We start from the raw sequence: 13,202 nt of genomic DNA on the forward strand, positions 1-13,202 counted from the left end.
CCCGGCTTGCGCGATGGCAAGTGCCTTTCTCCCAAGGAAACTTCGCTGATCGCTTGCTAGGGCGGGACATCTGCAGCCCGCCGGTGCTATGTCTGGCTCACGACCAGACACTGACGGTATTTGGAAACTGCCTGAATGAAGATCGCTACCTGGAACATCAACGGCGTCAAGGCTCGCATCGAGACGGTACTGGAATGGCTGAAGGAAGCCCAACCGGACGTCGCCTGCTTCCAGGAAATCAAGTCGATCGATGAGAACTTCCCGCGTCAGGCGATCGAGGATCTCGGCTACAACGTCGAGACCCACGGCCAGAAGAGTTTCAACGGCGTCGCGCTTCTTTCGAAGCTGCCACTCGAGGACGTGCAACGTGGTCTGCCGGGCGACGAGAGCGACGAACAGGCCCGGTATATCGAGGCAAGCGTTTCGACCACTAATGGCGCTGTCCGGTTCGGCTGTCTCTATCTTCCGAACGGAAACCCGCTCGGTACGGAAAAATTTCCCTACAAGCTATCCTGGATGGACCGACTGATCGATCACGCAAAGCAACGCCTTGCGGAAGAGACCCCTTTCATGCTGCTCGGCGACTACAATGTCATCCCCGATCCGGTGGACGCCGCCAATCCGTCCGCCTGGGTTGACGATGCGCTGTTCCAGCCCATCAGCCGGCAGAAGTTCCGTACGCTCATCAACATGGGCATGACGGAGACCGTGCGTGCCTGCTCGGAAGCGCCCGAGACATATACCTTCTGGGACTATCAGGCAGGCGCCTGGCAGAAGAACAACGGGATTAGAATCGACCACATTCTGCTGTCGCCGCAAGCGACCGACATGCTGAATGGTTGTGGCATCGACAAACATGTTCGCGGCTGGGAAAAGCCCTCCGACCACGTTCCGGTCTGGGTCGACCTGGCTGCCTGACAACTGTTTCAGGCCTCAAACCTCACCAATAGTCAGGATTTTGTCACAAGGCCAGTGCGTGGTACGATGACCTTCTTCAGTCTGGAGGTCGTGCGATGGCATTTGGATCCGGGCAAGTCGGAACGCGATGTGGCCGTTCCTGTTTTATGAGAGCGGTCCGTACTGGCGTCGCGGTTTCGGTTGTTCTTGCCGTCATCCCGCTTCAGAGCGCCCTCGCCGACGGTGGAAAGACAACGCCATATCAAGAACGGTTCAGGTCATCGTCAAACATGGCCTCAAAGCATTCCGCAGCACCAGTAGTGGATTGCACCTGCCGTCACCGGGGCGAGGATTTTCACATTGGAGAGACGATCTGCATCCGCAGCGCTGAAGGCCTCAACCTCGCTGTCTGCTCGATGGTGCTGAACAACACGTCCTGGAAGGTGACACGAACACCCTGCCCGTCGTCCTGAGGATGTGAGATCACTGCGCCGAGGGCTGGCTCGCAGGTTGGGCCGCGGCACCTGCAACAGCGGTGGCAGCCGTAATGAGATCCGGACGATTTCGATGCATCCAGGTTTCGGTCATGGAACTTGCCAGCCGGCGCACGGGTTCATCCGCATGCGCAAAATACTGTTCGTGAAGTGTCCCGATCCATGCGGCATCCGGATTGCCCTTCGCCTGTTCGCGCGCGACGCTCATCCACATCAGACCACGCGCCTTGCGGCTTTCAGACGTTCCGAGTGAGAAAAGGGTTTCTCCCAAGCGCGCCTGGGCTCCGACATGGCCCTTGATGGCAGCCAGATTGAACCAGCGCACGGCAAGCCGCCCGTTATTCGGCTGGTACATCATACCCAGTTCGTACTGCGCGTCAGGATCGCCGAAATAGGAAGCCGCATGGGTGAAGATCTGCTTCGCCCGGCCCGCATTCTGCGGCACGGATTCGGAAATGCCATTCAGATAGTATTTTCCGAGCGCGACGAAGGCGCTTGCAACGAACGGAGCGTCGGGAGCATCAGGATGGTCGTCACCATGCTCGCGCACCACCTGACTGTAATATTCGAATGCCTTGAGATCATCTTCCTGCACACCGTCGCCGGTTGCATACATCTTGCCCAGCTTCCAGGCAGCCATGGGTTGGCCGTTCTCGGCCGCATAACGAAGGGAATTGATCGCGCCGGCCTTGTCGCCGGAATAATACTGGCGCGCGCCATTGCGCAGCGCCTCGACCGGACTTACGTCACTCGGGCTGATCGACGGGTTTGGCGCAGGTGTGCCGTCAAACGCGAGAGCGCCGCTGCCCATCGCGGCTACGAAACCACCAACCAAAAAAAACTTCCGCATTGCGGACACCATCAAACTCACTTCCGGTGCTGTCATCTTCAAATTCGGCATTCGACGATCATAGCCTCGGTTTTCGACCAGAGTACGGCCCTCAGCGTCCTGAATGTGGCATTTGCTGGGAAACATGACGTCTCCCGTGCCTTCGCTCCACCATGCCCGGAATATCCGTGACATCACTCAACGCTCCTGGACTTGTCTCTGCTTACGAGTCTCAAACCGCACGACACCTGTTGCGCCGCTCACCTTGCCCCTTCAGCACAGATGGCTTGAAGGTGAAACATGGCCGAACAACGGCATCAACGACCTCATTGGGGCCTAGACCCAAGTCCGCGGCGTACTGTTGCTGCAAAACCACAGAATCAGCCTGCAACCGCAATCAACGCTGCACAGAGTGCCAAAGCGATCGCGCAATACAGGTCTGCCTTCTCCCTCAAGTCGACAAAAAATACGGCCATGTTCCCCCCTCGTGTCGCCACCGATCTGCCGTTTCCCGGACATGAACAGATCTCACCACAGATCAGTTGATTTTCTCTTGCCTCCCCAGGCTGGCGCCATGCCTGTTAAAAACGGGGGCTAAACCGCGCAAAGCTTTACTGTTCTGGCTTTGTCCTGAGACAATCGTGACTGATTCGGATATAGAAACGACGGAATTCGGCCAAAAACCTGTTTGGCCGGGATGTTCGGCACCAGGTGGACAGTACGACATGAGCGCAAAGAACGACCTGTTTGCAGGAAATGCAGCACCGGCAATGCCCGATGACGTTTCCGCAGCCACGCCTGCTGCTGCTCAGTCCCCGGCACCGAAGCCCACGCCCGCCCCTCTCCCTGCAGCATCCGGCGCAGAAGGCGAATATTCAGCCGCGGACATTGAAGTCCTCGAGGGGCTGGAGCCGGTACGCCGCCGTCCGGGCATGTACATCGGCGGCACCGATGAGAAGGCCCTTCACCACCTCTTTGCCGAAGTCATCGACAACTCGATGGACGAAGCCGTCGCCGGACATGCGACCTGGATTGATGTTTCCCTGACCGCGGACGGTTATCTGACCGTGACGGATAACGGCCGGGGCATTCCCGTCGATCCCCATCCGAAATTCAAGGACAAGTCCGCACTCGAAGTCATCATGACGACGCTTCATGCGGGCGGGAAGTTCGACAGCAAGGTCTATGAGACCTCCGGCGGCCTTCACGGCGTCGGCGTGTCGGTGGTGAACGCCCTTTCCGAAGACCTCGTTGTCGAGGTTGCCCGGGCGCGCAAGCTCTACCGTCAGAACTTCAAGCGCGGTCACCCGCAGGGTCCACTCGAACTTGTCGGCGACACACAGAACCGTCGCGGAACACAGGTACGGTTCAAGCCGGACCCCGAAATCTTCGGCAAGTCGGCGCACTTCAAGCCGGCACGCCTGCTCAAGATGGCTCGCTCCAAGGCCTACCTTTTCGGCGGCGTCGAAATCCGCTGGCATTGCGCGCCGGAACTGATCGGCGAGAAGGATGAAACACCGACCGAGGCGGTTTTCCATTTCCCTGGTGGCTTGCGGGACTTTCTGGCCGAGCGTCTGGAAAAGGAACGCAAGGTCGTCGACGACATTTTTGCCGGACGTACATCGACCACCGGCAAACATGGTGCCGTAGAATGGGCGGTCACGTGGTTTGCCGGCGACGGTTTCATCAATTCTTACTGTAATACGGTCCCCACCCCCGAAGGCGGCACCCATGAAGCAGGGATGCGCTATGCGCTGATGCGGGGCCTGAAGGCCTATGGGGAGCTGACCAACAACAAGAAGGCCTCGCTGATCACCGGCGACGACGTCCTCACCTCTGCCGGAGGCATGTTGTCGGTATTTATCCGCGAACCGGAATTCGTCGGCCAGACCAAGGACAAGCTGGCCACCAATGAGGCGACCCGCATTGCCGAGATCGCGATCCGCGACGCCTTCGACCACTGGCTGACGGCATCACCGAACCAGGCGAACAAGCTTCTGGAATGGGTCATTGACCGGGCCGAAGAACGCCTTCGCCGCCGTCAGGAGAAGGATGTCGCGCGCAAGACAGCGGTGCGCAAGCTGCGCCTTCCAGGCAAGCTGGCCGACTGCTCGCAGAGCAATTCGGAAGGCACCGAGATCTTCATCGTCGAGGGCGATTCGGCAGGCGGCTCAGCAAAACAGGCTCGAAACCGCAAGAACCAGGCAGTCCTTCCCTTGCGCGGCAAGATCCTGAACGTCGCCAACGCCAGCCGTGACAAGCTGGCTGCAAGCCAGCAGATCAACGACCTCGTCCAGGCGCTGGGCTGCGGAACACGCTCCCAGTACCGCGACGAGGACCTGCGCTACGAGAAGGTCGTCATCATGACCGATGCGGACGTCGACGGCGCCCATATCGCGACACTCCTGATCACCTTCTTTTATAGAGAAACCCCTCAGCTGATTCAGAACGGCCATCTTTATCTTGCCGTTCCGCCCCTGTACCGCCTGACACAGGGTGGCAAGACGCTTTATGCCCGCGACGACGCGCACAAGGACGAATTGCTTGCAAACACCTTCAAGGGAAAAGGCAAGGTCGAGATCGGACGTTTCAAAGGCCTGGGCGAAATGCTGCCTGCGCAGCTCAAGGAAACAACGATGGATCCTGCAAAGCGGACGATGCTCCGCGTCGGGGTCACCGTAAGTACTCCGGAAGACACCGACACCACTGTCGAGCGACTGATGGGCAACAAGCCCGAGGCGCGCTTCCACTTCATTCAGGAAAACGCCGAGTTCGCCGAGGATCTGGATATCTGAGCCGGGACGCGTTAGCGGCCATTGACCAACCAGATGCGCGCAAGTCAGGCCCAACAGGGCATGAGAGACCTTTGAAATGCGGCCTGCCAGTCCCTGTTCTTGCTGCGTCACAAGAGTTCAACATGGTCACGCAGCGCTGCCAGTTTGCAAATTGGCGCAGAAGAACTTGATCAACTACGCAACAAGTGCCGCGAATTCGCTCACCAGCCACGCGCTTATTAACTGAAATACCTATCTTTTCGGCGCCTACGGCGTATTTGTCCAGATTTAGGCACCTCACACGTTGACACAAGACGCAACAAATGTAGGGTGTGCCACGAAATGCAGCGGAATTCCGCGCGTTATCGTCATCCGTCCATCAACGATCCGGGCTCAATCGCTCTATGTCTTTTAATACTCTCGGCCTTAGCGAGAAGGTTCTCGCTGCAGTGGAAGAAGCAGGATACAACGAACCGACTGCCATTCAGGCAGGAGCCATTCCACATGTGCTTGAACGCCGAGACGTACTGGGCATTGCCCAGACCGGAACAGGCAAGACAGCAAGCTTCACCTTGCCCATGCTGACGTTGCTGGAAAAGGGACGCGCCAGGGCCCGGATGCCACGGACCCTCATTCTCGAACCGACCCGCGAACTTGCAGCGCAGGTTCAGGAAAACTTCGAGAAATACGGCAAGAACCACAAGCTCAACGTCGCACTGCTGATCGGCGGCGTTTCCTTCGCCGAGCAGGACCGGATCATCGACCGCGGCGCCGACGTTCTGATCGCAACGCCTGGCCGCCTGCTTGACCATGTGGAGCGCGGCAAGCTGATGCTTCAGGGCGTCGAGATCCTCGTCATCGATGAAGCCGACCGCATGCTCGACATGGGCTTCATTCCGGATATCGAGCGCATCTGCAAACTGATTCCGTTCACGCGCCAGACCCTGTTCTTCTCGGCAACCATGCCGCCGGAAATCCAGCGTCTGACCGAAACCTTCCTTCAAAATCCGGCCCGTGTCGAAGTTGCTCGCACCTCCTCCACGTCTGAAAACGTCACACAGCGCCTGAAGGCAGCGATGACGAAGGACTATGAGAAGCGTGCAGCACTGCGCGAGCTTCTGGAAGGCGCCGAGGAACTGAAGAACGCCATTGTCTTCTGTAACCGCAAGCGCGACATCACAACCCTTTTCCGCTCCCTCGAGCGTCACGGCTATAATGTCGGCGCGCTTCACGGCGACATGGACCAGCGCACCCGCATGATGATGCTGGAGAACTTCCGCAAGGGGAACGTTACCCTTCTTGTCGCCAGCGATGTTGCCGCCCGCGGCCTCGACATTCCGGACGTAAGCCACGTCTTCAACTACGACGTCCCGATCCATGCGGAAGACTACGTTCACCGCATCGGCCGCACGGGCCGCGCCGGCCGCAAGGGTGCCGCTTATACGATCGTAACGCCGGACGACCAGAAATACCTTTCGGCCATCGAAAGTCTGACACAGCAAAGCATCGAATGGATCGGCGAAGCTGTTGACTTCGAGGCAGCCGAGCAGGAACGCAAGAGCCGCAAGCGCGGCCGGCGTGCTCCAAAGGCCGAGAATCTGGAACAGGACAACGAGGCAGCTGCACCAAAGCCCAAGTCGCGGCGCAAACCACGGCCGGAAAAGTCGGATGAGGCTGCGGCTCCGACTGCGGAGGCAGAGGCAGAGGCAGAGGCAGAGGAAACCGCTGCCCCGGCACGTCGACGTCCACAGCGCCAGGAAACTGCAAAGCAGCCGGCAGCGGAACGCTCTGCAAGAAACCATCGCCAGTCCAAGGGCGAACCGGCATTTGGCCATGGCGGTCACATCCCGGCCTTCCTTCTGCGGGAACCGCGCCCCAAGAAGGCGTCCTGATCGCATTTTTACGAGACGAACTGCGCCAGACTTAACCCGGTTTTAAGCCTTACTGTAGGATTTTACAGGTGTGAGCAGCTGCTGATGTGGGGCGGCGACGTTAGCTCTAACACTGTGAGTTTTATGTATGGCGGATGCCGACGACCATAAGCGGACGATTGTGTACGGGGATTCCGCTCTTTCGTACATAAAGCGAAATACGCTTCCAGCGTATCCGCGTTCCTATGAGCTTTGGTACACGTATTCTGCGGGATACAATCTCGGCCTCAACCGCGCAATCAATCAGGTGATCCAGGAAAAAGGCCGCGTGTCTTCCGACGACATGCAGGCCATCTATGGCGAGTATCTGGCTCCGACCCGCCTTGGGGACAGGCTGAATGATGTCGGTTCCAAGGTGTCGCAAGAAGTTGAAGGGCTGGTCGATACGCTGAAGCTCAGCGCTGACGCGACCTCTGACTACGGCTCGTCGCTCGAGAAGGCCGGCGCCAAGCTTAAATCCTTGCGCGACCCGGAAAAGCTGGAACTTTTCATCACGAACATGGTCCAGGCGACGCGCACGGCGGTCACCTCGAATCGCAGACTCGAGACGCAACTTCTGGAATCGAAACGCCAGATTGAGGCGCTTCAGGCGAACCTGGAAGCAATTCGCTATGAATCGCTGACCGACGAACTGACCACTTTGAACAACCGCAAGCATTTCGACAGTACTATCGAACGCACGGTTGCCCAGGCGCAGGAAAGCGAGACCTCGTTCGCGTTGCTGCTGACCGATATTGATCATTTCAAGAAATTCAACGACACATTCGGTCACCAGACCGGCGACCAGGTTCTCCGGCTTGTTGCCCTGTCGGTCAAGCAGAACGTCAAGAGCCACGATGTTCCATGCCGCTATGGCGGAGAAGAGTTCGCGATCATCCTGCCGCAGTCGGGATTGGAAGAAGCTGCAGAGATTTCCGAGAAGATCCGCCTTGCAGTGATGTCGAAAGAGCTGGTCAAGCGTTCGACCGGAGAGAATCTTGGACGGATCACCATTTCCATCGGCATATCGACGTTCAAACCAGGCGATACGGCTCACAGCCTGATCGCTCGCGCCGATGAAGCGCTTTATGCCGCAAAGCACAGCGGCCGGAATAATGTGAAGACGGAAGTCGATCTGGAAAACGGCAACAATTCACAGGTTGCCTGACCCCGGATGAATCCGGCATCATTCTCGAATTGTCAGAATATATTCTGACGATTTATCTGAGACCCATTTGCCAAAAATCGGCTTCCAGACGGCTCGCTTCGTTGAAGATACGCGACAGCGATGGGAACCTGGCGTCGGTCAGGTAGGTCTCCGCCGTCTTATCCATCCAGCTTGCAAAGTCTGCGGCAACGCCCTGATACGCAGAAGAGGCGTATTCATCGATCCAGCGGCGGTAGGAAGAGCCGGCGGGGCCGCTCGGGGTGGCCGCACGGTTCTCACGTGCAATTTCGGCGTAGCCGATAATGCACGGAGCAAGTGCGACCTGAAGATCCAGCAGGTCACCCCGCAGGCCCGTTTCCAGAACGAAACGGGTGTACGCCATGGTTTCGCTTGCTTCGTCGAGCCGCTCCAGTTCGTCTTTGGAGATCCCCCAACCGGCACAGAGTTCGACGTGCAGATCCATCTCCACGTCCATGATCGCCTTCAGGCCTTCAAGTGCATTACGCATGTCCCCAAGCGTCTGGGATTTGTAGACGGCCAATGCATAAGCGCGGGAGAAGTGGATCAGGAACAGGTAGTCCTGTTGCAGATAGGTCCGAAATGCGTTCTCGGGCAAAGATCCGTCTGCAAGCCTGCGGACGAAGTCGTGGCGCGTGTAGGCCTGCCAGGTAGGCAGGTTCTCGGCCTTGAGGCGATCAAACAGAGGCATGAAAAATCAGGCCTGCGGCGCCAGCGCATTGAGATCGGCGGCCTGGAGGGATACGGATTCTCCGCAACCGCAAGCAGACACCTCGTTCGGGTTCTTGAAGACGAAACCGGAGCGGAACTTGGTGACTTCAAAATCCATCTCGGTGCCAAGCAGGAAAAGCACCGCTGAGGGATCGACGAAGAGCTTCACACCCTTGTCCTCGATGACGTCATCACCGGCCTTCTGTTCCTCGACCAGCTCCATGGTGTATTCCATCCCGGCGCAGCCGCCCTTCTTGATGCCAACGCGCAGGCCAAGAGCGTTCTTGTCGGAGTTGTCGACAAGCTCCTTGACGCGGTCGGCAGCGGCATCGGTCAGGGACATAACCTGGAACTTGCGGGCAGAAGCCATCGGTTTCCTCGAATTCGCAAAAAGATCTGTCTTCAATATAGGGCGTCAGACCGGAACTACAAAGCAACGGCCATTGACCGGCCCGCCGCTCAGTACCAGTTCAGAGCGACCTTCGCCTCGTCCGACATGCGCTCGGGTGTCCACGGCGGGTCAAAGACCATGTCGACATTGACGGACTGAATGCCGGCAACCGACTCTACCGCATTCTGGACCCAGCCGGGCATTTCGCCTGCCACCGGACAGCCAGGGGCCGTCAAGGTCATGTCGATGTTGACCGAGCGGTCATCCTCGATGTCGACCTTGTAGATCAGTCCCAGCTCATAGATATCACACGGGATTTCCGGGTCGTAGACCGTCTTCAACGCGCCAATGATGTCGGTCGTCAGACGCTCCAGTTCCTCGGTCGGAATGGCGGCGGGGGCTGCCACTTCGGCCTTGAGTTCTTCGCCCGCTGCGTTGTGATCGATCGTCGTGATTTCGTCCGTGCTCATGCTTGTCCTCAGGCGAAGAAGGCCTGTGCCTTGATGAGGGCTTCATACAGCGCGTCGACTTCCGCCCGCGTGTTGTAAAGCCCGAAGCTTGCGCGACATGTAGAGGTTACGCCGTACTTTGCCAAGAGCGGTTGGGCGCAATGGGTGCCCGCGCGAACGGCAACCCCGGAACGGTCGATGATCGTCGAAACGTCATGGGCATGGGCACCCTTGATCTCGAAGGACACGATTGCGCCCTTGCCCGGCGCCGTGCCGAAGATGCGCAAGGAGTTGATCTCCGACAGACGCTCCTGGGCATAGGCCGCAAGATCCGCCTCATGAGCAGCAATCCGGTCCCGGCCAATAGCATCCATGTAGTCAAGCGCGGCACCAAGGCCAATCGCCTGAACGATCGGCGGCGTTCCAGCTTCAAACCGATGCGGTGGCTCGTTGTAGGTCACCATATCCTCGGTGACGTCCAGAATCATCTCGCCACCGCCCATGAACGGACGCATTGCCTTCAAACGCTCGGTCTTTGCCCAAAGCACGCCGATGCCCGACGGGCCATAGACCTTGTGACCGGTGAAGCAGTAGAAATCGCAATCCAGATCCTGCACGTCGACAGGCAGGTGAACGGCGCCCTGGCTGCCGTCGACCATGACCGGAATGCCACGCTCATGGGCAATCCGGCAGACTTCCTTGATCGGAACGATGGTGCCCAGCACATTCGACATGTGTGTTATGGCAACCAGCTTGGTGCGATCGGTCAAAGTTTCGGCGAAGGCGTCCAGGTCGAAGGAGCCATCCTCGCGCACATAGACCCACTTCAGTTTGGCACCATTGCGCTCGCGGTGGAAATGCCACGGAACGATGTTGGAGTGATGCTCCATGATCGACAGGACGATCTCGTCACCTTCGGAGAAATAGTCCGGCCCGAGACCATAGGAGACCAGATTGATCGCCTCGGTGCTCGACTTGGTGAAGACGATCTCGTCAACGGTCGGTGCGTTCAGGAACCGGCGAACGGTTTCGCGCGCGGCCTCGTAGTTGTCGGTCGCAGTGTTGGAAAGGTAGTGAAGACCGCGGTGAACGTTGGCGTATTCGTGGGAATAAGCCTTGGTGACCGCGTCGATCACGGCCTGCGGCTTTTGCGCGGAGGCTCCGTTGTCGAGATAGACGAGCGGCTTGCCGTAGACCTCACGCGCAAGGATCGGAAAGTCCTTGCGGATGGCCTCGACGTCGTAAGCGTCAGTCTGTTGTGCCGTCGCGACCGTCATGCCGCCTGCTCCCGTCTATCATTCTTTTAAAACGTATCGTGCGGTCCCGGTCTTGCACCGGGACCTGCAATTTCCGTTGACCGTGCGTCCTGGCTCAGGGCCGGGACAGCCTGGACGCCGTGGTCAGGTTGCCCTGACCTCGGCGATCACCTGTTATTCGCCGGCCAGCCAGGTGCGAACGCGGCCCTCGAGCACGTCCGTGACATATTCCTCGTCGAATTCCTCGATGGCTTCGGAAAGGAACGCCAGAACCAGGAGTGTACGAGCTTCGGCTTCCGGAATGCCGCGGGCGCGCAGGTAGAACAGAAGATCTTCATCGATCTGGCCGCTCGTTGCGCCATGCGCACACAGAACGTCATCTGCAAAGATTTCCAGCTCCGGCTTGTTCGCCATTTCCGCATCCTCGCCGAGGAGCAGAGCCTGGGTCATCATTTCGCCGTCGGTCTTCTGGGCGTGCGGAGCCACGTTGATGCGGCCCTGGTAGACGCCCCGTGCCTGATCGTCGAGAACGGTCTTGAAGAACTCACGGCTGTTGCAATGAGGCACAGCGTGATCGACGATGAGCGTCTGGTCCGCCAGATCCTTGCCGCGCGCCATGGTCACGCCATAGAGCTTGGCTTCGGAGTTCTCGCCGATGAAGTTGACGAACTGCTGGTTGCGCGCAAAGGACGGACCGGCAATGAAGCCGAGCGCCTTGAACTCCGCCTCGCCGCCGATATGGGCGATCGTGGTGAAGAGCTTTGCGCCCGCGGCCTTGCCGACGACCAGACGGGTCACGGCGAGCTTCGCTTCGTCGGCAACGTCGTAGTCGAAGACAGTGTTGGTTTCACCTGTACCGGTGTCGCCTGCGAAGGTCTCCAGCAGCTTGAAGGTCGCGCCCTTGGCCACGGTAATGCGGTTGCGCACGACCTGTGCGCCCTCGCCCACTGCCACCTGGATCAGTTCGACCGGCTTGGAGACTTCCGCACCTTCCTTGACCGCGATGACAACGCCGCCCTGAACGAAGGCGGTGTTGAGAGCAAGGGTGCCGTCTTCTCCTGCCGTCTTCGGGGAAGACAGCAGCGAGGCGCCATTGTCGCCCGCAAGGGCTTCGTTGAAGTCCGTGACGGTGACGCCTTCACCGGCCAGAGCGGCCACGTCGCTAAGCTCTGAGACAAAGCTGCCGTTGGCGATGACCAGCTTGTAACGGTCCAGTTCGCCGTAACTGTCAAAGCCGTCGATCACGGCCTTGGCTTCTGCGGCGGTTGCAGCGGCTGCCAAGGGCGCTGCGGACTTCATGTAGGCGCGCAGATCCGTGTACTTGTACTCTTCCACGCGGCGATGCGGCAGGCCCTTGGCCTTGATCTGGCCGGCAGCGGCTTCGCGCAGGGCAGTCACAGCGGCGGAACCGGCGAGACCGGCCTTGGCGCCGTCGAAGCGAGCGATCAGTTCGCCTTCGGCCTGCGTGTGGTTGATCGGGGTTGTTGCGTTCATGACCTTCTCCCCGCGGCTCAAGCAGCTTCGATGTAGTCTGCGTAGCCGTTCTTTTCCAGCTCCAGAGCCAGTTCCTTGCCGCCGGTCTTGACGATGCGGCCCTTGGACAGAACGTGGACGACGTCCGGCACGATGTGGTCGAGCAGACGCTGGTAGTGGGTGATGACGATCATCGCGCGCTCCGGGGAGCGCAGCTTGTTGACGCCTTCGGAAACGATGCGCAGGGCATCGATGTCGAGGCCGGAGTCGGTCTCGTCGAGAACGCAGAGGCTCGGCTCCAGCAGGGACATCTGCAGGATTTCAGCGCGCTTCTTCTCACCGCCGGAGAAGCCGACGTTGAGCGGACGCTTCAGCATGTCCATGGACACGTTCAGGTCCTTGGACTTTTCCTTGACCAGCTTCATAAAGTCCGGGATCGACAGCTGCGCCTGGCCACGGGCCTTGCGCTGAGCGTTGAGAGCGGTCTTCAGGAATTCCATGGTGGCGACACCCGGGATCTCGATCGGGTACTGGAACGCCAGGAAGACGCCGGCAGCAGCGCGCTCATCCGGTTCCATGTCCAGCAGGTTCTCTCCGTGGAACAGGATCTCGCCTTCGGTGACTTCGTAGTCTTCCTTGCCCGCCAGGATATAGGAGAGCGTGGACTTGCCGGAGCCGTTCGGGCCCATGATGGCGTGGATCTCGCCGGCGTTCACCTTCAGGTCGATGCCGCGCAGGATTTCGGTGCCTTCTTCGGCGATGCGGGCGTGCAGGTTCTTGATCTCAAGCATTGAGATAGTCCTTCGTGTCTTTGACGGCCCTGTCGATGGGC

11 protein-coding genes are annotated in these 13,202 nt (G+C 59.0%); 4 read left to right on the forward strand and 7 right to left on the reverse strand.

All coding sequences use genetic code 11. The features are described 5' to 3' along the window. The first annotated feature begins 135 nt into the window (after nucleotides 1–135). Nucleotides 136–918, forward strand: a complete 783-nt coding sequence (xth, locus tag ACN0SY_RS01275) for an exodeoxyribonuclease III (protein WP_417683947.1) — start codon at nucleotides 136–138, stop codon at nucleotides 916–918. A gap of 462 nt (nucleotides 919–1,380) precedes the next feature. Here xth and ACN0SY_RS01280 read toward each other — a convergent pair whose 3' ends face one another. Beyond that, nucleotides 1,381–2,241, reverse strand: coding sequence for a tetratricopeptide repeat protein (locus tag ACN0SY_RS01280; protein ID WP_417683948.1), 861 nt, complete (start codon nucleotides 2,239–2,241; stop codon nucleotides 1,381–1,383). Between the two features lie 704 nt (nucleotides 2,242–2,945). Between ACN0SY_RS01280 and parE the strand changes: the two genes are divergently transcribed. The 3 genes from parE (at nucleotide 2,946) to ACN0SY_RS01295 (ending at nucleotide 8,072) form a co-directional block, all read left to right on the forward strand. Further along, nucleotides 2,946–5,015 (forward strand): DNA topoisomerase IV subunit B, encoded by a 2,070-nt coding sequence (gene parE / locus ACN0SY_RS01285; RefSeq protein ID WP_417683949.1) that lies wholly within the window; start codon nucleotides 2,946–2,948, stop codon nucleotides 5,013–5,015. A gap of 383 nt (nucleotides 5,016–5,398) precedes the next feature. Continuing rightward, on the forward strand, nucleotides 5,399–6,886 hold the full coding sequence (locus ACN0SY_RS01290; RefSeq protein WP_417683950.1) for a DEAD/DEAH box helicase: 1,488 nt from the start codon (nucleotides 5,399–5,401) through the stop codon (nucleotides 6,884–6,886). Between the two features lie 307 nt (nucleotides 6,887–7,193). Then, a complete protein-coding gene (locus ACN0SY_RS01295; protein WP_417683951.1) occupies nucleotides 7,194–8,072 on the forward strand; it encodes a GGDEF domain-containing protein in 879 nt (292 codons plus the stop codon). A gap of 52 nt (nucleotides 8,073–8,124) precedes the next feature. Here ACN0SY_RS01295 and tenA read toward each other — a convergent pair whose 3' ends face one another. The 6 genes from tenA to sufC form a co-directional block, all read right to left on the reverse strand. After that, complete coding sequence (gene tenA, locus ACN0SY_RS01300) at nucleotides 8,125–8,781, reverse strand: thiaminase II (protein ID WP_417683952.1); 657 nt, start codon at nucleotides 8,779–8,781, stop codon at nucleotides 8,125–8,127. Between the two features lie 6 nt (nucleotides 8,782–8,787). After that, complete coding sequence (sufA, locus tag ACN0SY_RS01305; RefSeq protein ID WP_417683953.1) at nucleotides 8,788–9,171, reverse strand: Fe-S cluster assembly scaffold SufA; 384 nt, start codon at nucleotides 9,169–9,171, stop codon at nucleotides 8,788–8,790. 89 nt (nucleotides 9,172–9,260) lie between these two features. Next, nucleotides 9,261–9,662, reverse strand: coding sequence for an SUF system Fe-S cluster assembly protein (locus ACN0SY_RS01310; RefSeq protein ID WP_417683954.1), 402 nt, complete (start codon nucleotides 9,660–9,662; stop codon nucleotides 9,261–9,263). An 8-nt stretch (nucleotides 9,663–9,670) separates the two neighbouring features. Next, nucleotides 9,671–10,918 carry a cysteine desulfurase gene (locus ACN0SY_RS01315; protein ID WP_417683955.1) on the reverse strand — a complete coding sequence of 416 codons (1,248 nt, stop codon included), beginning with the start codon at nucleotides 10,916–10,918 and terminating at the stop codon, nucleotides 9,671–9,673. A gap of 153 nt (nucleotides 10,919–11,071) precedes the next feature. Then, complete coding sequence (gene sufD, locus ACN0SY_RS01320) at nucleotides 11,072–12,391, reverse strand: Fe-S cluster assembly protein SufD (RefSeq protein ID WP_417683956.1); 1,320 nt, start codon at nucleotides 12,389–12,391, stop codon at nucleotides 11,072–11,074. A gap of 17 nt (nucleotides 12,392–12,408) precedes the next feature. Further along, nucleotides 12,409–13,161 carry a Fe-S cluster assembly ATPase SufC gene (gene sufC / locus ACN0SY_RS01325; RefSeq protein WP_417683957.1) on the reverse strand — a complete coding sequence of 251 codons (753 nt, stop codon included), beginning with the start codon at nucleotides 13,159–13,161 and terminating at the stop codon, nucleotides 12,409–12,411. Nucleotides 13,162–13,202: the final 41 nt, after the last annotated feature.

Source organism: Roseibium sp. (assembly GCF_048261595.1).
Lineage (GTDB): Bacteria > Pseudomonadota > Alphaproteobacteria > Rhizobiales > Stappiaceae > Roseibium.